We start from the raw sequence: 21,778 nt of genomic DNA on the forward strand, positions 1-21,778 counted from the left end.
TGATGTTCATGTGTGAGTATGGAGGATGAAGATGTTTTGGAGCACAGCCTATTCGCGACCAAAGGGGGTTGGTCTGTATATTTTTTGTATAGTGTTGTTGCTCAGTGTTTCAGTAAGTTTCGGTGCAGAGTTTCAGTTACCGGTTAATACCTGCCCTTCTGAGGGGAAGCCCATTCACGTTCATGTGCATGGAATCAAAAACGCTGCAGGATCCCTAAAGGCAGTCCTGTATGGACCAGATCCAGAGAGTTTTTTAGTCAAGGGAGCCAAGGCTGATAAGGAACGGGAACCTGCTCAAAAAGGTTCTATGACCCTGTGTTTGGCCGCACCGTTGGAAGGAAAATACGCTGTAGTTGTCTATCATGATGAAAACGATAATCATAAATTTGACCGTAATTTGATTGGCTTACCTACCGAAGGGTTTGGCGTGTCGAAAAATCCCTCGTTATTTTTAGCCGCTCCGAATTTTGAGGAATCCGCTTTCGAGGTGAATGGGGAAGTGACCCATTTAGATGTGGACATGAAATATTAGTGCCATATCAACCCCGATTCCTGGGCATGTAAACGCCTACAGCCACATGGAGTTTTGCTATATTGTCGCTATAGATATATGCAGGTGAAATGGAGATGTGGACACAGGATCTTCCACGTCATTTGATTATCTGCCAGTTGGCTATTTTGCATAATTGCTGAAAGCTTCAAAGAGATAAACTTCCTGGCCATGATAATGCTCTCCCACCGCATAGAATCGTCGTGAGATAGGTTTCCGGCAACCATATTGATTGGCTATGAGGAGAGGGCTCGCTATGACGGTTTGCCTTACTCCTCATCCCCCATTTATTAATCGGGGGATCCAAGACCGTTACAACCATAGTCTCTATCGAAAATCGTTCCGCACGTATTCCTATTAATATCAGGCCTCTTTTAAGGGCCATTTGAGGGGATATTAGGTTGCGGACATAAGCTGGAGATATTCTTCAGCGATCCTGCCCACCTCGAACTCCGTTGCGCGGGCACGCAACTGCTCCTGGCCGAGTGGACGGTCAAGTACCTCAAGAATAGCTTCGGCCAGCGCTTTGTCATTGCCTACCGGTACCAATGGTCCAAAAGCCCCCTTTTGGAGAATCTCGGTAGGACCGCTCGGGCAGTCAGTGCTGACAATTGGACATCCACACGCTAACGCTTCGATCAGCACATTCGGACAACCTTCCCATGCTGACGAGAGCACAAATACCGAAGCTCCGGCCATAAAGGCGAAGGGATTGTCGACAAATCCCGGCATGGAAATATCTTGGGAAAGGGCCAAGGTTTCAGCCAGCTCTTCAAGCTCATTCCGCATCCTTCCCTCCCCGAGGATCACCAGCCGGGCGGGGCGTACAGAACGAACTCGCCCAAAGGCCTTTATGAGACAAGCAAAGTCCTTTTGTGGCACATGTCTCCCTACACCTAAGATGACCGGCAGAGTGTCTGCCGGAAACCACGGATGGTCAACCTGGGTGCGTGCTTTTTCTTGTACCTGGGTGAGGGCCACCGGATTGTAAATCGTCGTAATACGGTTACGATGGATTCCCGTCAACGAGGACACATCTTCGGCGACGCCATCCGACACGGTCACGATTTCATCCGCCCGTGGGTACACGCGCTGCAAGAGAGGAGCAAGGAAACGCCAACGCCACTTTTTGGATGTCTTAATGATGGGAGACAAGCTGGTTTGTTCGTTGATGACAATGCGAGTTTTGCCACCTGCAAGGCGTGCGGCTAACAAAGCGATGAGGTTCGCAGGAGTTTTCGCCGTGAGCATCGTATCTGGTTTCTCACGTCGTAAATATTCAACCAAATCAGGGAGATACCCGATAGTTTTGGGAGGATGTGACGATAGAAGGATGGGAAGGAGCATTGACCATAACGCCCCAAAATCAGATGACACGGCATGGAAGCATCCCCGCCATTTTGTCCCCCCCTTGAGCCCGATGACCGTAACCTTCGGGGAAATGCTGTCCAGGTATGGCCCCGATACCTGACATAAGATCAGGTCTACTCTGTGGTTGCGATCGGCAAAGGCCTCTGAGAGATAGACCATAGCCCTTGCGACGCCGCCTCCGGCTAGTGATGGTAAAAATATCGCCAGATGTTTACGGCCTGGGGGTTCCCCTTTTATTTTTTCCGATTGACTCGGGAGTGGGGCGAAATCCGAGGAATTCGTCGTCATCATATGAATAAAGGTCGCTTGAGACTTAATTGAAAAGATACGGGGCTGATCAGGTGAGAACGCGTTCTCGTATCGTATTGCCGAGGCTTTTGCGCAGGGGGGAGTGAAAATAATATTTCAGGGCTTTCCACCCCATGCCGTTCCAGGCCGCCCAACAGGTCCGTATCCATTTTTCGCGGACCGCTTGTGCAATTGCACGCTGCGAATACCGGTGTGTCTGCAAATTGGCTTCTTGAAGGTTCAATAACCAATTTTCCGCCCATTGAAGATAATCATAATCCGGTGTGAACTGGGATTTTCGCATGCGAGACAACGTCAGATGCGGACCGAGATCCTCTTCTGTGAAAGGCACCCCCAAGACGTTGAGTTGATGGCGGATGATTGCCCGCTTTTTTTCGTCACCTAGCTCCACTGTTTGACTGGTGATTTGATCGGCGTGTATGCGGCCGTAGACCAGGCATTCAGGGAGGTTGCCGAGTTTATATTTTTGGGCCAGTCTCACGTGGAGGTCATAATCCTGACAGCGTGGGTAGTCGTTTCGATACCCATATTCCCGCAAAATTTTTGTCCGAGCCATAATCGATCGGTTACTCAGGGAGCATCGAAACAACAGTTGAATGTCGACGTCCTCAGGATAAATGGGCTGACGCTTGATCCGTTTTAATGGCCGACCCTGTTCGTCCATCATGCGGCACCAGCTTCCTATTTGGGCAAAATCATGATGGGCATCCAGAAAGTTGACCTGTTTCTCCAGTCGTGTGGGAAACGCCCGATCGTCGCTATCTAACATGGCGATAAATTCACCACGAGCCTGTTCAATGCCTTTGTTGCGGGTTTTGGGAATCCCGAGATTGTGTTCATTCCTGATGATGCGCACACGAGAATCCTGATAAGAACGCATGATTTCGATTGTACGATCTTTGGAACCATCATCTATGAGGAGTATTTCGAAATTGGTAAACGTTTGTGCCAAAATACTTTCAATGGCGTCTCCAATATATTTTTCGCGGTTATAAGCCGGGATAAATACGGTAACTTTTGGGTTGTCAAGCATTTTCGTCTAACCGGAATGTTTCAGGGATACCAGAGGAGTTCTCAATTCCTGCGCTATTGGAGCTAAAATCGCATAAGAAGTTGACTCTTTTTTAAAAAAAGTTCATAACACATCTCCTGAAAGTTCACGTGCCGATATGGTAATCGGAGCTCCTCAGGCAGGCGGTAGTAACGCATTCTTCTCTAGGGGTATCAAATCATATCCGATGTATCCCCCGTTTTCCAAATTTTTGGTTTTTTGACACCACCAATTTAACCCAAACACTCTTCAACACGATGTCTTTTCAATTACAGGTCAAACAACGATCGCCATTTTTCTTGAAGCGAGCCCGATATTTTTTATCTCGGCTTTTTGGAGTACGCTTGCAAAAGGACAAAAGCCTACATTTTGTGACAGTCAATGGGCAGCAATTTAAGCGATTGGTTTTTTGCGATTCTTTCGTGGCTGTTGAACTTGAGCGTAATCTCGAGTGCTTCCGGCGGGACGGGATCTTCCCGAATATTGTGATTCGTTATGAGCGGGAAATCTGGGTGGAGTTTGTTCAAGGGCGTCTCATCAAAGAGGTTGATGACTCACTCGTTGAAAAAGTGGCCATTTTTTATAGTCGTTTATACTCTGAAGCACCTCGGTTGGTGGAAACGAATACGACCATGTTTCCCGATCGCCTGGATCGGGATCTGCATTTTCTCAATCAGATTGGAATTCTTTCGAATGGATTGTTGGGGGAGATCAGAAAATCCGTGGATGTTCTGCAGCCCACGCATTGTTGGATCGGGTTTGATTATACCGATCCCGTTAAGAAAAATTTTGTCCTTCATCCCCAGACTCATTTGCTTTGTGCCGTCGATGTGGAAGGCCTCGTCTGCGAGCATCTCATAGGAATGGGTGCTGCCAAAGCCTTGGTGCGGTGGCTGAATCCATTCAAGAACGAGTTTTTCCGATTGTTGGCGACTAAGGGCGTGCCGGATATTCAAGCCTATTATGGATTTATCGAATTGTGTTTTCTCGCCCAGTGGACGAAACGGGCATTCTTTGAAAGAGATTGGAAAGCCATAAAGCCCGACTATTTCGAAGGGTATCGGAGACTGTAGGGACTATCGGTAATTAGTGCTGGAACGTATTGAGAAAATTAATACCCCTTAGGGCCTTTTCCAAAGACCCGCTGGACTCGGTCAACCAGAGAGAGCCGATTGATGACCACAATGAACACCTTTCGCATGTGTCCTCCCGGGCATTGAACGGGGCGGACCCCGTGCCAGGATTTATCCAATCGTTGAAATAACAGACTGAAATTTCCAATGGCAGTTGAAGCCAACGATTGTGGAAAATCCTCAAATCCGGGAGCACTTTTTCGGCTAAATTTCCCTTGATCGTCGAGAATAACTGTCTCCCCACCCCAGGCGGGGTCCCAATCCTCTTTGGTATTAAAGTAGAAAATATGGGATCCAAGTTTATGTTTGGCATCACAATGTGGAGAAACAGAGCATCCATTGGGGGTATAGTGCCAATGGAAATTCAATTCAAGGGATCTGACCCCAAATAATCGTTTTAAAAAATTCGAATAGGGTTTTCCCTGAAGCTCTGTTAGAAATTGATCCCAATGAGGAGAGAGGGGTAAGCCCGGGCGATACTCTAATGTGTAGCGATCATGGCTTTGTTGCCCATGAGCCCGCTTGACCCCAAAACGTTTTTGAAACATGGAGACATTCGGAAGGGTCTCAACCAGACCTTGATAACCTGTCTCCGTCAGAAGATCCGCAGGATTCATCCACGGATAGGGCTTGGCTTCCTGAAAGGATTGGGCCGAAATAGCTTCTAGCGCAGAAAAGTTTAGATACGTCATAACAATAAGCAAAAAAAGCGAGATTAAGGGAGGCAGTAATTCAACAACTTTTGGGTGCAATCCTTCAATTTAGGTTTCCACCACATATAGGAGTAACTGACAAGATTGCCCTTGGCATCAAATTTACAAATCAACGGCTCACCGGTCTTAATGGTGACTTTTTTGATACCGGCTTCATCGAGATGAAGAAGGAATTGTAGCAAACTTCGGATACTATTGTTGTGTGCCACCAACAAGACCCGTTTACCCTCTTGCAATGCGGGAGCAATTTCTTCCTGCCAGCAGGGAATGAGACGGTGTTGGGTGCATTTGATGCTCTCTGCTAATGGAAGGTCCTGAGAGTCCAAGTCGGAATATAAAGGATCTAATCCGGGAAATCGAGGATCCTGGGAAGAGATTGAGGGGGGTACGGCGGAAAAGTGTCGTTGCCAGATAAGAACCTGTTTTGCCCCAAACTGTGTTGAGGCCTCCCACCAGGTCATTCCTTGGAGCGCGCCGTAATGCCGTTCATTGAGTCGCCAGCTCTTTCGCACGGGGACAGAAGTCAAATTCATGGCTTTCAGCACAATACCGGCGGTTTCATGAGCTCGACGTAAAACCGATGTGAAGCACAAATCAAACGTAACTTTTTTGTTTTTAAGAATTTGAGCAGCCCGCCGGGCTTCTATAACACCTTTTTTGCTTAATTCGATATCTGTCCAGCCTGTAAACCGTTTTTCGCGGTTCCATAGGCTCTGTCCATGTCGTAGAAGAATTAGAGTTCCCATGTAGTTTGTAGGAAAGTTTGCTCCATGAGGAGTGGATTGACAGGTAATCACTTCGCAGGGGTTAAAAAATGACCTAAGTTATAATTTCGTCGGACGCAATCTAAAGAATACCATAGGTTTTCTCGAGAATGAATAATGATTGTCAGAGTGGGGCATTTTCGCTTACGGAGAGATTCTGTGAATGATTGACAGAAAGCCAATTTTGAGGAATCATGAAAATGTTTTCTTCGATGCTCGGGTTCAGGAGTCTTTCATTAGCATCCATGGAAGATCAATGAAGAGTGAACCGCACGGCCAAATTCTCCCTTTTCCCCCGCGGGATGGTTCAAATGTCTCTATCCGCTGAAAATTCCGAAATGGTCCAGCAGCCGATTCGCCAGAATCGGCTCTATAAGGTCCTGCATAAGAATCTGAGACTTCCCCCGTGGGTGGTTCGACCATTTTCTCGCGCTCTGAAAATCACCGGTAGCCCTACTCAATATCGTTTGCGAAAACGATTGGCCAGAGAAATTATTGCCATCACTAAGCCCCTGATAACCATTCCAGACAGAGCCGGATACCGGCTTTTTGGGCCTAACGATATTGAAGGAACTGCTCGCATTGTCAGGTATTGTGAAACAGTGTATCAGCAATCACGCGAGGCTTTCCCCCCGGATTATTTTCAAAAACATCCTCAAAAGAAATTTCTGCTTCCTATTCTTGAAGGTGTCGAATTCTGCCGCCATCCGGATTTGCTCGGGCTTATGGTGTCCAGGCCTATTCTTGATGCCGCAGCGGCTTATCTGGGAACGGTACCCAAGTTAACCGGAGCCAGGCTCTGTTGGTCGCCTGAAAATGAAACGGCTCGATCCAGCCAGCTTTTCCATTTCGATTATGAAGATCTCAGACAAGTTAAAGTATTTATTAATATCTTTGAGACGAAGGCGGACCAGGGGCCGCTGACGTTTCTTCCCGCCGATATATCCCATCAGGTGCAGAGAGCAATCGGGCGTGTGATTGGTCGTGTGCAAGATGAGCGAGTTTACGAGGGAGGTGGAAAAAACCATGAGGTGAAGTTGATCGGACCGCCAGGCTCAGGGGCGTTTCTGGACACGTCCCGCTGTCTTCACTATGGAAGCCGGTTTAACCGAAGTGATCGCGTGGTCCTGATCATCCAATTTCTCAACTGCTATTCCGCATTCCGACCAACGGCTCCATTCACTGTGCCTCCTGACCTTCCAGGATTTAAGCCGGACCTTGTTCAGAAGCTGGCCTTAGGGATCCATTGATTGGATCGGCTTCCGTATGGGATGTGCGGCTGCATAGTTGCCTAGGAGTGCATCGGAATCGGAATTTTGATGATCCTCCCTCGAAGATAGAAAAATTGTTGTGATAATGGCTTAGTTAACACCTATGGGCCAAAACCGTTAGCAAGACTATGCGTATTATGTTGGGGCAATCCGTCGACGGATTCGGCGTAGAAGTTTATGGGTTTTGCGTTTTCCTAAGAAGGAAATCTGTCTAAGTGTCCATGTCTGGTTGAGCCACCATAATCGCCTTCTGATTCTTTCTAGGGATGAATCATCTCGAATGGTTTGAGGTGGTACCCAGGAAAGGTTTTGAGCATCAGGCTTTCGTGCCACGGCCCGGATGTGATGGAAATCGCTTGTCCGGCCGTTGTCTATCGTGCATTCAATCAATACAAAGCCAGCGGCTTCAAGATATCTGGCAGTGGTCTGTGCGGTGAGATGATATTGGTGGACTGGACCTGATTGAAAAACCGATCCGGTTTTGTACCGAGCTGGCCGCAGCACATCCTTCTCGTCAAGAAAGAGATAGCCGCCTGGCGCGAGTACGCTGAAAATTTTTTCCAGGAGTATGCGGGGGGACAGGACGTGGGCCAGGACATGATGCGTCAGAACATTGACCGCATCGAAGGGACCTTGAAAGGGAATCGGTAACTGGGAAAACCGGGAAAATGGCAAAGGAAAGATCTCAGATAATCCGCGTCGGTCCCTAGCGTACTGTCTGTTTTTTTCGAACGGCTCCACGCAGAATACCTCCGCCCCCGCGGATCGGAGCCGTGCCGAGAATGCACCAGTTTGGCATCTCAGGTCGAGAATCCGTTTGTCTTTTACCTGAATGAAACGGTTGATAATGTTTAAACCCCACTCTGCGAAGGCATCCTGTTTTTGAATGTCATCTTCATCTTCGATTCCTTCCCCAGGCCTACTGCGGCTACCGGGGTCGTTGGCAAAGCTACTTTCATAGAATTTGTCCAAATCCTCCTGTTCAATTTGTGGAAAAGCGTACATCAATTGACAATGGATGCATATCACAATGCGGCAATTCAGTTTCGATGGTTCTGCCACAACAAAGGCTTCTGTGGAACGGCAGAGATCACAGTTTCCCTTTACGACGCGATCCCTGTCCATTTTCTGAACGGGTTGGGCTAGAAGTTTACTCAAGCCATTATTCCTTATCCTAAGGGTAAAAGTGGAACTTTAAGGGAAAGCACTGGTTGGTTCGTCAGGGGCTGAACATAGGGGGTGTTCATAGCCAACCGAGCCATTTGACCTGCGAGATGACCTCTGAATAGCAGATGGTTCATCCTCATCTTGACTGGATTCAGATGTTATGCCTGATTCTTGGCATAGATGAATTCTGCAAGTTCCAAATCCCACATGGTATCGATACTGACCAGATCCTCGTCGAGAAGGAGGGCTCCAGTTCGTTGACCCATGATGCTCCTTCCTTCCAGAAGGCAGTTTCGTGTCATGACATAGGCCACCCCGTTCCGGTGATAGACGGGAGTGAGTTGCTGTCGGGCGATGATTTGGCTCCCGTTGGGGTCATAATAGTCGATCCTGCCTGAGTCAAGAGTCAGTTGTTTGAGAGGGTGTGACTTGGAATCGGTTTCGGACAGCGTCCAGACGGCATCCCATTGTTCATTCACCAGCATTTCGATGGCCTGGATGACGTGTTCCGGCCGGCGAAGAGGAGATGTTGGCTGCAACATGATCACGATGTCGTATTGGACATTGTCTTGATGCTCCATTTCTTCTAATGCATGGATCAATACCGGGGCGTCGGATATTCGGTCCCCTGAAAGGTCGGGAGGCCGGAAAAAAGGGGCGTCTAGGCCAGATTTTTTCGCACACTCGGCAATTTCAGGATGGTCGGTCGAGACTACGGCTCGGTCGATGAAGGGGATCTCCTTAACCAACTGGCCAACTCTGGCGACTAACGGGATTCCTAGAAAGGGAGTCAGATTTTTGAGCGGAATCCCTTTGCTGCCGCCCCTGGCTGGACACACAGCCAGAATCCGTTGCGTACCTATCATTGGGTCTTTTTAGGGATATACCGCATTGTTGATAAAGCCATCGGTTGGGTGTAAATCATAACTTCCTGTGGCAAAAGTGTAAAGAATTTTCGACTGCAATGGTGCGAATAGATGCTCAATGGTTTTGGGTAGGTGCATTTCCGTTTTCCTGAAGGTTTTGCACGATTCCTCTGAGATTATCCAGACTTTTCACATGGAGTGATGGGATCAGTCTGAAGCGGCTGTTCTCACCAAGAATGACTCCCGCAAAGTGACAGCCAAATTTACCAGCAGCCTCCAGATCATCCTCACTGTCTCCAACAAAAAGCATCTCATCTGGTTTTGCCTGAGTCAGCTCTTGGATGTGAAGCAAGTTTTCCAGTTTACTTGCGGGAGCTCCGTATATCCCTGAGAAATAGTGGGTGAGGTTTCGTAGGGTCACAAGTCGATTGAGGGCGTTGGTGGGTGTTTTTGAGTTGAGGTATAGAGGAATCCCTTCATTCAACAGCCATGTCAGTATCCCTGAGGCCCCAGGTACTTCCTGGCACCTGACAATGGCGGTTTCGCAGGTAGCTGTGTAGGTCTCCGCCCATTGTAAGCCGAGGATTTCTGTGCTTGTGGGTGGCGGGATTAGCCCTTTCGCCTTGAACTCGCGGGCAAGTTCACGGGTGATTCCGTATCGATCTTTTTGAGAGCATCGCTGAAGAACTTCAGTGACAGTGCAACCGCTGGGATCGTATTCCTCGACAATCTTGTAAAAGGACTGAACCTTCACCTGGTTTGAATCAACCAGCGTTCCGTCAAAATCGAATGCGACGCAAGCAATCATTGCGCCTGAGGATCGGGCAAAGGCACTTCAGGAGCTTTCTCCGATGATGGCTGTTGGGCGATTTGAAACCGTCCCCAATGATCAACCATGGTTTTCCGCTCGGACCGTTGCAGCTTATTGATTCGTTTGTCGGCATAGAAGGAGTCGTTGTTGTAGTGGGTGGTGGACACTTCTTCAAAAACCACCCCGGTGTCTGTCCAAAAGGAATGCCAAACTCCAGGCAGGATGAGAATGGTTTCACCGGGATGTAAAATGCGGGGATAGCCGTCGATATTCACGTGGAGGATGCCAAACAGTATTTGAAAGGTTTCCTCTTTCCTCGCATGATAATGTGAGGGGTGTCGTTGTCCCGGCAATTGAATGACGAGTTTTTTGCAATACTCCCGATTGATACATTCAATAAGGACTGCGCCGGTTTGTCGGAAATTTTCAAGTCCGTAATGATGCGAATATTCGACTTTAAACTCACTGCCTAGTTGGATGTTGGCTTGGTTGAGCAAGGCTTTGACTTCGTGAATCGCTTGTTTAAGGGTCACGAGACCTTGGTTGACCGTGATCTCGACCGCGTCCCGCATGACCGGTTGATCCGGCGTCATGTCCTGGACGGCCGTATAGCCATCTTTCCATGCCCCGCTTTCCATCTGCCCTTCGACGTAGGGCATGGCAAAATACACAAGATCCCGTGTGAGTTCACGGCCTTTTTTAATGAGCCGTTTGGCAAAGACTCCACGCCGAAGGCCATCCAATGAGGCCTGTTCCACTTCTGAGGCCGGTGGACGGGTTTTTGAGCCACACAAGCCTTTCGCTCGATGGTAGGCTTGCAGCCAGGTGTCCACTTGCTGTGAGGTGGACGAGTAGGCATTCAATTTGATGGATTCGGTTTCCAGTCCAATGTGCCGTTCGAAAAGTCTGGCTCCAAGAGCGACGGCAATTTGAACAGGAACCGTGTCACCCGGATTTTCATGAGTGGACCAGCCGATGGGAATATTGGGATACCGGTTGCGCAAGACCTGGATTTGATTCAAATTCATTAACGGGTCAGGAGTTGGATACACCGACACGCAGTGCATGAGTGCGAATTGCACGGCCCGATGTTGAAAGAAACTCACCACATTATCGATGTCCTCCAGTGTCAGGCCACCGGTTGAGCACACCACGGGCGGCCCGGCGCCGGCAATTTCCTCCAGAAGCGGCCAATCCTTGGCTGAACAACTGGCGACCTTTAACACATTAAAACCCATGTCGACGGCAATATTGACAGATTCTTCATCGAAAGGGGTGCACATGGCTAGCAGCCCTTGAGCCCAGACTTCATTGAGCAATGTTTGAAATTGTGCCTGGTCCAATCGGGTGGATTGAAATCGTTGGATGTATTTGAGTTCGCTGTTGGATTGATGATCTGTATGAATAAAGGTGTCGAGTTGGCGGAATTGGAATTTAATTGCTGCCCGGACCTGATGCCGTTTGACCACCTCAGCCATTGATTGGATGATTCCCAGGCCGTGTTCCACGCTTCCCTGGTGGTTGTTGGCTAGATCCAATATGAATAAATCATGGAAATTGAAATCTTGGTCTATCATGCTTTTTCCCTTCCTCTGAAGATCTACAGCACTTCTAGTGCCTGTGGTGTATAGCCCTTGCGGTAATCGATGCGCACAGTTCGTTTCTTGGCTGATGAGAGATGCGCGGCGGCCACCACCAGCATGGTTTCCAGGCCTCGCTCCAGTGAGAGGACGGAATCTTTGATTTTGCCTGTCATCACGGCCTCGATATGCTGTAATTCCCAGATGAAATCATCCGGTCGCGTTTTCTGAATGGTGCGGAATTGGGCATCGTCTTTGCCGGTTTTCCAATCAACTCTGTCGACCCCTGGTTGGTGCCCGATGGTGAGTTCCGCGAAACCGTCATTTCCTTGAATCCTTGCCCACTTTCTGGAAGGGGAGGTAATGACGTCTTGCACCACCCTCCCGATTAAGCCTGTTTCAGTCCTCAGGGTAAGCAGGCAGAGTTTATCGTACTCCACCATATCTGTCTGGACATAATCCAGTGTCGCGGACACTTCGGTGATGCGGCCTTTTCCCAGGCCCCCACTCAAAAATTGCCAAAGGTTTATCGCGTGGGAATGTTCTCCGCTAGCACCTCCACCCCGTTTCCAAAACCCCAGATAACTGTCCTGTGGACCCTGTAACCATGAATGAGCCGCGAAGATGCCGCCCCAATGTTCACGAAATTCCACGTCGATAGTTTCAATGGTCGATAATTGGCGACCGGCTTGAAGTGTTTGCTGCGCGGCCTTTCCCACGACGTGGTCATATCCTACGAATGCGAATGTGCCAGACTCGGTTACCATATTTTGTAATGTTTGGGCCTGTTCCAGGTCTGGGGAGCAGAGAGGTTTTTCCACAAGAATAGCTTTGGGCTTTTCCTCAAGAGCCCCGAGGGCCAGGGGGAGGTGGGAATCTGGCGGCGTTCCAACGACAATGAGGTCAAACCCTCCTCTCGGGGCGTTTTTGACCAGGGAAAGCTTGATGGCCTCGTCCCATTTTCCATAACGAGTGGGATAAATTGTCTGTTTTGTCCGATCCAATGCCGCTTGGTCCACATCGCATATCGTGACGTTCCAACCGAGGGAGCGGGATGCATGGGCTAAATGGTTACCAATGGAGCCCGCTCCAAAAATTTTTACGTTATACATGTATCCTCCTTAGAATGTTCACGAGACTCGGTATATGGATGCACATTTATGCTCAGCAAAATTGCGGGTGCAGGGATTCTTCATTCCTGAGTATTTATTTGGGAAGTATTTCAAAAATATTGTCGTGCAGGGGCCTGACTTGTGTATGATGAAATCTTCCTAATGCATGTTGTAACCGCTTGATGCGGTCTTCGATCTGCGCCAGGTTGATGTCAGGGAAAATGTGGTTCAGATAATTGTAGCGTTGCGATCGATTTTGATCGCTCATGCGAAATTGAGCGTTGAATCGCCGCCGTAATTTTCTGCCGAGCGCCTGGGATTTTGCGGCCAATTGCGTGCCTAATTTCGGGGTCGGGGGTGAATAGGTGGTGTCGAATGTTTCGAGCGTATTCACGATGTTTTCTGAGGCAAAAGGCCCTTGAAGGGCGGCGAGATATTGTTCAATTAAACGGGTTTGGGCTTCAGAGTCATGTTCCTGTGCAGTCTGGTTACCTGAAAGGGTTGTTTTGACCAGTTCAATTAATTCCGGAGAGGATGTTGCACGGCGGCTAACGGCATTCGGAAGTTGTTTGTCAAAACGGTCGGACATGATCGGCTGAAAGGCAAAAACGGGACGTTTCAGAACATACCCTTCCAGGCCGGTGGTGCAACTATTATGAATAATGGCATCGGCCGCCAATAACCAGGGAATGACATGTCCTTCTATGTGAACCCGGACATTTGGATATCCTTTTGCCGCCTGTCTCCATGTCTCATGGCTTTCAGAGGGATGGGGACGGATCAATATGGTGTGTGCGGGGAAGGCTGCGGCCATTTGGCCTACCATATCCTGGAAATGCTGAAATAGCGCCAGGCGGTGCCGGGCCATGCCAAGTTCAGATTCGTCCACGTCAGATGGTGAGACCGTTGCTCGTTCAAGCGCCTCCTTCTCAGCTCCCTTGTTGGGCCTGAAGTGGTTCAATTTACCGAAATTGGTATTGATCAGGATGATCTTTCCGAATTTTTTATGGATGGATTCGACTTCCGGTTTCCAATATTGGCGCAGTTCCGGTCGTAATAAATCCACACGGGAATTTCCGGTTATATGGATGGGCATCCCGTTGTATTGGGGCTGTGACTTCCAGATTCTGGCATTCTCTGTTCCCCATGCTAAAAAGAAATTTGGTCGGGTAAATTCTGTCGAGCCCAATTTTTCTTTCACATACACTTCCGGAGAACAGTATACAATCGCCTCCTCGTCCGTTCCTACCAGCGCGTGCCCCAATTGAGCCAGAAGGGAGAAGACAATAGCATTCCGGTTATGAAGGTTTGTGGGGAGATAGATGGATCTGGGTAAAGAGGCCAGATTGAGTTGAATTTCATGCTTTTCGCCAATAATGACGGAAAATCCCCGTTCTGCGGCGAAGCAGGAAAGCAAAACTTTGGCGTCAAATTCCCTGTTGAAGACTTCAACGGGGATAGTCAGTTGTCGACGGGGTTTTGGTATGCGTGACAATGAAATTTCCGTAGATTTTCAAGACTGATCAAAAAAACCCAAGGCCTTTTTGACTTTTTTAGCCACGTCCCCGGTTTCGTTTAATTGTGGGCGCTTCCCGTTTTCTATGGGTTCGCCAAATGGTCGAGCCACCCCATTTTTGAAAAGGGAATCATGCAACATGCTGAGATTTCGTCGAGGCTGAATCAACCCCGAACGAATCAGGCGGGCGCAAAGCCGTTCAATCCCTTGTTGGGGACGGGCGGTTCCCCTTTTATTGAGGGGTTGGAAGTGCGCACGTTGTACAATCTTTTCACTGAGGCGCACTTTCCACGTTGGTGAATGTTCAGGAAGTGGGACGATATAGACGGGCTTGCCCAGAGATGCGGCTTCGGCCAACATCGATTCGCTTTCTCCTGTGACAATTAGCACGTCTGCGCCAGCTAAATACGCAAAATACGGATTGTCGGATTGGTTTGGTTGCCATGTATGAACAACATGGTCAGGAGTCAGAGTTTCCTCAAGGGCTTGACTCAGATCCTTACCCGTTCTGGGGGATGTGACAGCAAAAATCTTCCCATGGCATGTTTCGGCCAAGTCTTTGAGTTGGTTCCCAATCATGCGAGCCATATCCGGGGTAAATTTGAACCGTGCGGTGGAACCTCCCACGACAAAGACTATGCGAGGATGGGGAGCGTTGCCAAAGAGGTCCGGCCAACGTTGGCTGACTGTCTCCAAGTCTTCTTGTGTCAATCCGTTCAACGGGGCGAGTGTCTCAATACGGTTCGGATGCGGCGAAAATCCATAATAGGTTGGTGTAATCACGACATCAAATAAATCAGCAGGACCTCCTCCCTTCCGACCTAATTGAATGATTCGTGTTCTTCCCTGGCTCTGGTCACGAATCCATCTGGCAATTGGTGCGGGTCGCCATCCCGTCGAGATTACCACGTCAGGCCAAGGGGCCTGGAGTGGGGAAGAGTGACGTTGATCTAACCCTATAATATTCGGTGGGGCCAACCCCCACAGGAATTTTTGAATTTTATGCCACCCGTAGAATCGTAACTGTTTAATATCATAAGGCCACCCCAACGACTTTGCGAGTAATTCTGATTGGGTCGTATGTCCAGTTTTGCCGTCTGAGAGTATCCAGATTCGCGGAAGCGTCCCAATCCAATTGCCTCCACAACGGATTTGACTCTGTGTTATTCCCTTTGAGGAGTGGGTGTGGAACACGACTTTCCAGTGAATGGCCGGATAGCGGGCACTGATTGAGTCAATATGGCTGATCCACCAGTTGAAATCTCGTGTTAAATCTGATTGAAGAGGGGCGGGCGTGAAGGACTGGAGTGGATACGTGCTTTCTATTCCCACATAGACCATGCATTTTGCCCGATGAAACAGGGCTTCGATGACCCATGGAATATCGTCATCTGGAATGAGTTGCAGTCCTTTGGGTGCAAGAACAATGTCGAATTTTTGAAATCCTAGATCCCTGGAGTCTGGATGACAAAGGTCAAGAGTCGTCATGGCTAATGGGGAAAGGCCGCCGGACTTCAGATGTTCCGGAATGCGGTGAACAGGTTCCCCGAGATGACAATAGAGAAGAGTTTTCGGCTTGAGAATGTGGATTGCTTCTTCTATCTCGGATACGGTCTCGGTATCCTGGATAGGGATGTTGGACTGGATATCGCGTGCTTGAGTGGCAAATTTGGTAAATAATGAAGATGGATTGGATTGGGTGAAGGTCAGGAACCCTTCTTGATTCGCGCTGTATTCCAAATTGAACCACACATCTCCAACCGAGCTTTTCTGGTACACAAATTCCTCGGGGAAAGGCTGCCAGGGTTGCGTATGAAGAGCAGTAAAATGGAGGACTTTTGACCGCCCTGTTTGATATTCCTCGTCGCGGGCATTCCATTCGGGTTCCAATTGTCCCCAGAGGTTGGGTACATTTAAGGCGCGTTCCAATAGTGCATTTTTTCTTTCAAATTTGGCTGCATTAAGGGACCAGACCTTTGCCATTTTGGCGCAATCCATCAGCATGACGGAGGAATCATTTTGAGCAATAGAGAGAAAGCCATGATCGTTCAAGTCGTGGTCGAATAATTCCCCAGGATCGGCCAGGTAGATTTGGTCTACATCGTTGTAAATCGCTCGTCCGACCTGGCCTGCAAAGGATGGAATCGCAAATCGATAATTCGTAAACCCTGTGAGCCATTTCCGTCTGTCAAATCCTGATAATTCCTTCATGAGAAAAATTTCGTAGACTCGACCTGGATCACGAACCTGTTCAATGGACCACACGAGGATGCGTTCAGCCCTGTATTGGGATGATTCACTTCCAATAAAAATTCTGACTGGAGATTTCCCGGAGGAGGTATGTCCTTCTCTGGCTTCCAAGGTTATTTTTTCGGGAATTGCCCTAATGCCGTTTGGTCTAGAGCGGTGGCGTGTCATGGGAGGTTTGGAAATAGGTTTAGGTGGTTATTTCGACATGTGATCGAAACAGAAACATTGTTTAATTGAGAATTGCATCCGGTTGCACCTGAGCAGGGTTGGTGTGGGTTGGAGTGATATGAGACAACTCTGCAAATGCAGAAATAATTTTTTCAATTTGTTTCTTCGTATGGGCTGCGCTGACACTTAATCGAAGGAGGCATTCGCCGTTTGGTGTGGCAGGAGGAATCATGAGGTTGACATAAATGCCATATTCCAAGAGTTGTTGCCACATAGCAAGAGCCAATTCTCTGGTAGGGATCATCGCTGCCATAATCGGTCCGACCTCTGCCCCAAGCGTATACCCACTCTTTATTAATCCATTATACAAATCCTGTGAATTCGTCCATAGTTGTTGGCGAAGTTCGGGGTGAGACTGGATAATCCGAATGGTTGCCCGTGTGGAAGCGACAACAGATGGACATGGGGAGGCCGTAAAAATATAGGGACGACTGGCATAGCGGATTAACTCGAACTCTGGATGAGAACTTATACCGAATCCTCCTGTTGAGCCTAGGCTTTTACTGAATGTCCCGACGATGCAATCGACGTCCTGTTCGACGCCTGTTTCTTCCGCCAAGCCTCGTCCATGTTGGCCGAGTATGCCCAACGAATGGGCTTCGTCAACGATCAGTGTGGCTCCATACTTTTTCTTTACTTCGACGATCTCGGCCAGAGGAGCTCGATCTCCCAACATGCTATAAATGCCCTCGACGACAATTAAGGTTTGCTGACTTCTGTCCCCCAATCGACGGAGACGTTTTTCTAAGTCTGCCACGTCATTATGCTTAAACCGGATGATCTCTGCCCCTCCAAGCCTGCATCCATCGTAAATGCTGGCATGAGAGTCCCCATCCATTAATATGGTATCCCCCGCGCCTGCAAGAGCAGAAAGGACGCCAAGATTAGCTTGGTACCCCGTGGAAAAAACGATTGCATAAGGCGCACCATAGAATTCCGCGATGGCCTTCTCAAGCTCACGGTGGCTCGCAAAAGATCCATTCGCCATCCTCGATCCCGTTGTGCCGGTCCCTTCCTGAGCAAGAGCCTGTTGACCGGCCAGAATGGCATCAGGGTGAAAGGTTAGACCTAAGTAGTTATTCGTGCCAACCAGAATAGTCGTTCGCCCGTTGATGATGGCCTCTGTTGGTGAAAGGATCTTGTCGACTGTGATATGAAAGGGGTTGACTCCACTTTTTAGCAACTCATTTCTGGCTTCTTGAATAGGAAGAAATTTGTCGAATAATGACATGATTACCCTTTCAGCAATTTCTCAATCTCTTCGCCTAGGTCCTTCACTGTTCGGATTTTGGGAAGATTGTTCAGAGGGATGGAAATATCAAAGTGATCCTCGATTTTCAAGAGAACTTGCATAACCTGCAAGGAATCTAATCCCAACTCGGCAACCAGCTCTGTTTGTTCTTTTAACCGAAAGTTCTCTTTGGCAAACGGCTTAAGGGTGTCGAACAGTTGGGGGAGAATGTCAGAATAACTTATCATAATAGCCTTCTTGATGAGGGAGGAGGACGGATCTGTACTAATCCCTATGGGATGGCATGAGACTATCCGATGTGAACAATCGACGCAAGCCTTCTTTGAGTGAGATTTGAGGAGTCCAGCCGAGGGTCTGAGCCACCTGGGTATTGTCACAGACCCAATTGAGGTGGAGAAGTTCAGCCGCCTTCCCGCTGGTGAAAAGAGGAGTATATCTCAAGAGGTGGGAAAATATTTCATTACTTTTTCCTCCAATTTGTAGGAGGCTTGGTGGAATTCGCAAGCACAGGCGGAGGCGAGGATTGGAAATACGAAAAACATCCTCCCAGGAATATCCCCCAGGGAAGCCATCATCAATCTCAAAAATCTGAGAGGGTGGGGCCTGGATTTTCAGCCAATAAAGAATAGCGTTGCAGAGATCATCAACATGAATCAAGGAAAATCTGGCTTGGGAAGGACCAAGTTGAATCCCTATTCCTTTGCGTAATATGGTAAAAAGTGGGAGCAGGGCACGGTCTTGCGGTCCATAGACGGCAGGTGGACGAAAAATACTCCACTTCAGGTCCCCCGCCTCACGGGTTAAAACTGCTTCACCTTCATGTTTGCTCCAGGCATAGGGTGAAAGTGATGGCTCACGAGCGGCGAGGGATGAGAGAAGAACAAATCGTTGGGGAGAGGAATGCGCGAGACAGGCTTGAATGATATTAGAGACTCCCATCACATTGGTCGGATAGAAGTCCTCCCGGCTAATTCCGCGAATCGCACCTGCACAATGAATGACGGCAAACGAGTCTTTGACCAGGGCTAAAAGGCTGGCAGGATTTTCCAACCGGCATTGGACCGGTTCTATTCCGAGATTTTCGAGCTTTTGAACTTGGCGTGGAGAGCGGGCCAAACCACGGACATGCCACCCAGCTTTCTTTAAATGCTGAGCAAGGACTCCCCCAATAAAACCGGAAGCCCCTGTTAGGGCGACGGTAGTACCCATAGTGGAGGACGAGTGAGGAAAGGATAGTCCGGTCTTAAGCAGACCTGGCTATGGACAGCATTGGAGTGACCTCTTCCCACTGAATTCGAGTGAGAAAGTCTGCTTTGGCTCGAGATCGAGAAAGTTTTCCAGATGATGTTCGCGGGAGTGTCCTGGGGGGAATAAGTTCAATATAGCAGGGAATAGACAACTCCTTGTGAACTAAGGATCGTAGGCGCTGAACCAAGTCCTCCCGTTTTTGAGAATCCATTTCACGGCATTGCACAACCATGATGGCGATCTCATGACCGTCAGGGGAGGAAACGGAAAAAGCGGATGAATCGCCAGGTCGGACTTCCGCCTGTTGTTCTGCCATGAATTCTAAATCTTGAGGCCAGATATTCCGTCCATTAATGATGATCATATCTTTGGACCGGCCAATAATGACGAGACTGTTGTTGACCCAATAGCCGATGTCGCCTGTATTGAGCCAGCCATCTTGGGAGAGGACCTCTTCCGTCATGATTGGATCATTGAAATATCCAGTCATGGTGCTTGCCCCACGCACAAAAATTACTCCACTTTCTCGCTCATCGAGGACATCTCCGTTCATATTACGTATTTGAACTTCATATCCAGGGAGAGGAACACCGCAATTCACAAATTTGCTGCATCGAGCCTGGTTGTCATCAGTGGAGGATGGGACAAAAGGCATGGCTAACCGGTTATTCGAGAGCTGATCTCCGTCAACCCTGTCAACCTCGAGGCCTTTGTTCAATGGAGCGAAACTAACTGCCAAAGAACATTCAGCCATCCCATAGCAAGCCAAAAATGCTTCAGATTTAAACCCGCTGGCCTTCAGGGTTTTGGCAAAACGGGAGAGGCTATCGGCACGAATTGTTTCTGCTCCAGCGCCAGCGATTCGCCAGGAGCTGAGATCATACTGTTCATTGAAATCTTCCCCAAGTCTTCGCACGCAGAGCTCGTATCCAAAGGAAGGGCTGAATGAAATTGTTGCCCGACTCTTGGTCATTAAACTCAGCCACTGACGAGGACGCATGGCAAAATCGCGTGTGCTCAAATAATCAACAGAAAGCTGTGAAGCGATTGGACCAAGAACGAATCCGACCAGTCCCATATCATGGTAAAAGGGAAGCCAGGAGACACAACGGTCGCCAGTCTGAACTTGTAAGCCATGCTGAATGATTCCTGATAGATTGGTCATCACGGCCGATTGAGTGACTTCAACGCCTCTAGGCCAACGTGTGCTGCCAGAGGTGTATTGAATATAGGCTAATTCGTGCGGCTCCAGTGGTCTGAGCGGATCATGAGTTTCTTGCAATGAGGCGAATGTTTCTGGGCCTCCGATGAGGGCCAGATCCATCTCGGCTGCTGCTTCCTCTAAAAATGGCAAAAAGCCTTCAGGTGCCATGGCGATAGAGGCTTGGCAGCTCTCAAGTAGCCGTTTAAGTTGGGTGACGTATGCCTGATGTCCCCCTAAATGCAGCGAAATAGGGAGAGGAACCGGAACAAGTCCGGCATACTGACAGGCGAAAAAGAATCGAATGAAATCCGGGGTGGTGTCAGCAATGAGGGCCACCCGAGCGCCACGAGCTAGTTCTAATCCGTTCAGTCTTCTGGCTAGATTTTGAGCTTGTTGTTGTAGACCGGCATATGTCAACACGTGGGTGAGTTTGCCTCTCCCTGAATAAAAATTACAGCCGGTTTCTCCTGAAGCCGCATAATCAAGGGCCTCTGAAAGGGTGGAGAAGTTCCCATGTTTAAGTCTGAGTTGGTGATGAGTTGGTGTAGCGTTCATTCTATCTCAAGGATTAAAGGCAATATTATTCCAAATGGTTTGCTATAAAGCATTTTATTAATTAAGCAATTATAGTGCCATGATGATTTTTTGATTAATGATTAAGAACGAAGGAAAAGTGAAAGTGAATTTTCCTATTCGGTTTAAATTGTAGTAAAAAAACCGCAATTTGAGTCTATTTTGCAACAGTCAGTTTCCGGTATATAAGTAATTGTAGCTAGATAAAAGTTTAGAGAATCCAGTTGTTTTTGAGGTGACTGAAAATTGTTTGGTGCACCTCTTCTGAGGTGTCATTTGAATTCTTAAGTTGAGGTGGCCCAGGCCATCCATGGTCAAAAAATTGCTGCTGAGAAAATAATCGAGGCGTGTCATACCGGGGAATGACATGAAAATGAACCTCGGGGTCAACCATCATCAACATAAGGTAATTTATTTTGCTATAGCCAAATGTGCGTGAGACACTTGTCTCAATCTCACGTATGATCCCAGGCAGTTCTTTAAATGCATCGGCACTAATTTGGGAAAACGCTGTGGCCTCCTCTCGACAAATTAATACCAGGGAGCCAAGGGTCACCTGTTGGGGGCGTAGGAGCACAACCCATTGGGAAAAATCTTTGAGACAGGTATCGGGATACCCAAATTTTTTCATTGTGGTGTTCATGGACCTGCACTTATACCCAAAGAGATATTCTTGTGTCTATGAGGCAAAGAGTCTCTTCTGTCCCCATGGGCCTATATTGGCATCCCGAGTGGCCCATCGAAATATATCACGGGTTTTATGTTAAACCCGGTTTCAATATTACTATGCAGCTATGTTAGGCATTGAT

General features: G+C 48.4%; 19 protein-coding genes. 3 read left to right on the forward strand and 16 right to left on the reverse strand.

Annotation, left to right across the window (positions count from 1 at the left end; all coding sequences use genetic code 11):
- Positions 1–31 precede the first annotated feature (31 nt).
- Positions 32–532: a DUF2141 domain-containing protein gene (locus tag ACWHYD_RS04175; protein ID WP_447964661.1), complete on the forward strand. Its 501-nt coding sequence runs from the start codon at positions 32–34 to the stop codon at positions 530–532.
- 414 nt (positions 533–946) lie between these two features.
- Here ACWHYD_RS04175 and ACWHYD_RS04180 read toward each other — a convergent pair whose 3' ends face one another.
- Both ACWHYD_RS04180 and ACWHYD_RS04185 read right to left on the reverse strand, forming a co-directional pair.
- Positions 947–2,212 carry a glycosyltransferase gene (locus ACWHYD_RS04180; RefSeq protein ID WP_447964662.1) on the reverse strand — a complete coding sequence of 422 codons (1,266 nt, stop codon included), beginning with the start codon at positions 2,210–2,212 and terminating at the stop codon, positions 947–949.
- Between the two features lie 46 nt (positions 2,213–2,258).
- On the reverse strand, positions 2,259–3,263 hold the full coding sequence (locus ACWHYD_RS04185) for a glycosyltransferase family 2 protein (protein ID WP_447964663.1): 1,005 nt from the start codon (positions 3,261–3,263) through the stop codon (positions 2,259–2,261).
- Between the two features lie 362 nt (positions 3,264–3,625).
- On the opposite strand from ACWHYD_RS04185, the gene ACWHYD_RS04190 reads away from it, so the two are divergent.
- A complete protein-coding gene (locus ACWHYD_RS04190) occupies positions 3,626–4,354 on the forward strand; it encodes a hypothetical protein (RefSeq protein WP_447964664.1) in 729 nt (242 codons plus the stop codon).
- A gap of 38 nt (positions 4,355–4,392) precedes the next feature.
- On the opposite strand, the gene ACWHYD_RS04195 is transcribed toward ACWHYD_RS04190, so the two are convergent.
- A complete protein-coding gene (locus ACWHYD_RS04195; RefSeq protein WP_447964665.1) occupies positions 4,393–5,106 on the reverse strand; it encodes a 2OG-Fe(II) oxygenase in 714 nt (237 codons plus the stop codon).
- Between the two features lie 23 nt (positions 5,107–5,129).
- Positions 5,130–5,873: a 2,3-bisphosphoglycerate-dependent phosphoglycerate mutase gene (locus ACWHYD_RS04200; protein ID WP_447964666.1), complete on the reverse strand. Its 744-nt coding sequence runs from the start codon at positions 5,871–5,873 to the stop codon at positions 5,130–5,132.
- A gap of 329 nt (positions 5,874–6,202) precedes the next feature.
- Between ACWHYD_RS04200 and ACWHYD_RS04205 the strand changes: the two genes are divergently transcribed.
- Positions 6,203–7,141 (forward strand): hypothetical protein, encoded by a 939-nt coding sequence (locus ACWHYD_RS04205; RefSeq protein WP_447964667.1) that lies wholly within the window; start codon positions 6,203–6,205, stop codon positions 7,139–7,141.
- 156 nt (positions 7,142–7,297) lie between these two features.
- Here the strand turns inward: ACWHYD_RS04205 and ACWHYD_RS04210 are convergent, their stop codons facing one another.
- The 12 genes from ACWHYD_RS04210 to ACWHYD_RS04265 form a co-directional block, all read right to left on the reverse strand.
- On the reverse strand, positions 7,298–8,320 hold the full coding sequence (locus ACWHYD_RS04210; RefSeq protein WP_447964668.1) for a class I SAM-dependent methyltransferase: 1,023 nt from the start codon (positions 8,318–8,320) through the stop codon (positions 7,298–7,300).
- A 167-nt stretch (positions 8,321–8,487) separates the two neighbouring features.
- Positions 8,488–9,195: an acylneuraminate cytidylyltransferase family protein gene (locus ACWHYD_RS04215; protein ID WP_447964669.1), complete on the reverse strand. Its 708-nt coding sequence runs from the start codon at positions 9,193–9,195 to the stop codon at positions 8,488–8,490.
- A 115-nt stretch (positions 9,196–9,310) separates the two neighbouring features.
- Positions 9,311–10,003 (reverse strand): HAD family hydrolase, encoded by a 693-nt coding sequence (locus ACWHYD_RS04220; protein WP_447964670.1) that lies wholly within the window; start codon positions 10,001–10,003, stop codon positions 9,311–9,313.
- Positions 10,000–11,583 (reverse strand): D-lyxose/D-mannose family sugar isomerase, encoded by a 1,584-nt coding sequence (locus ACWHYD_RS04225; protein ID WP_447964671.1) that lies wholly within the window; start codon positions 11,581–11,583, stop codon positions 10,000–10,002. Before ACWHYD_RS04225 ends, ACWHYD_RS04220 begins: the two co-directional genes overlap by 4 nt.
- A 23-nt stretch (positions 11,584–11,606) precedes the next feature.
- Entirely contained in the window at positions 11,607–12,698 is a 1,092-nt protein-coding gene (locus ACWHYD_RS04230) for a Gfo/Idh/MocA family protein (RefSeq protein WP_447964672.1), read from the reverse strand.
- A gap of 94 nt (positions 12,699–12,792) precedes the next feature.
- Positions 12,793–14,193 (reverse strand): surface carbohydrate biosynthesis protein, encoded by a 1,401-nt coding sequence (locus ACWHYD_RS04235; protein WP_447964673.1) that lies wholly within the window; start codon positions 14,191–14,193, stop codon positions 12,793–12,795.
- An 18-nt stretch (positions 14,194–14,211) separates the two neighbouring features.
- The gene (locus ACWHYD_RS04240; RefSeq protein WP_447964674.1) at positions 14,212–16,575 is read right to left on the reverse strand and encodes an ELM1/GtrOC1 family putative glycosyltransferase; all 2,364 of its coding nucleotides are present in this window, start codon (positions 16,573–16,575) and stop codon (positions 14,212–14,214) included.
- 118 nt (positions 16,576–16,693) lie between these two features.
- On the reverse strand, positions 16,694–17,923 hold the full coding sequence (spt, locus tag ACWHYD_RS04245; protein WP_447964675.1) for a serine palmitoyltransferase: 1,230 nt from the start codon (positions 17,921–17,923) through the stop codon (positions 16,694–16,696).
- Positions 17,924–17,925: 2 nt separating this feature from the next.
- Positions 17,926–18,171 carry an acyl carrier protein gene (locus ACWHYD_RS04250; protein WP_447964676.1) on the reverse strand — a complete coding sequence of 82 codons (246 nt, stop codon included), beginning with the start codon at positions 18,169–18,171 and terminating at the stop codon, positions 17,926–17,928.
- A 37-nt stretch (positions 18,172–18,208) separates the two neighbouring features.
- On the reverse strand, positions 18,209–19,153 hold the full coding sequence (locus tag ACWHYD_RS04255; protein WP_447964677.1) for an NAD-dependent epimerase/dehydratase family protein: 945 nt from the start codon (positions 19,151–19,153) through the stop codon (positions 18,209–18,211).
- A gap of 34 nt (positions 19,154–19,187) precedes the next feature.
- Positions 19,188–20,951 (reverse strand): fatty acyl-AMP ligase, encoded by a 1,764-nt coding sequence (locus ACWHYD_RS04260; protein WP_447964678.1) that lies wholly within the window; start codon positions 20,949–20,951, stop codon positions 19,188–19,190.
- A gap of 229 nt (positions 20,952–21,180) precedes the next feature.
- On the reverse strand, positions 21,181–21,612 hold the full coding sequence (locus tag ACWHYD_RS04265; protein WP_447964679.1) for an HIT family protein: 432 nt from the start codon (positions 21,610–21,612) through the stop codon (positions 21,181–21,183).
- Positions 21,613–21,778: the final 166 nt, after the last annotated feature.

Source organism: Nitrospira sp. Ecomares 2.1 (assembly GCF_965152585.1).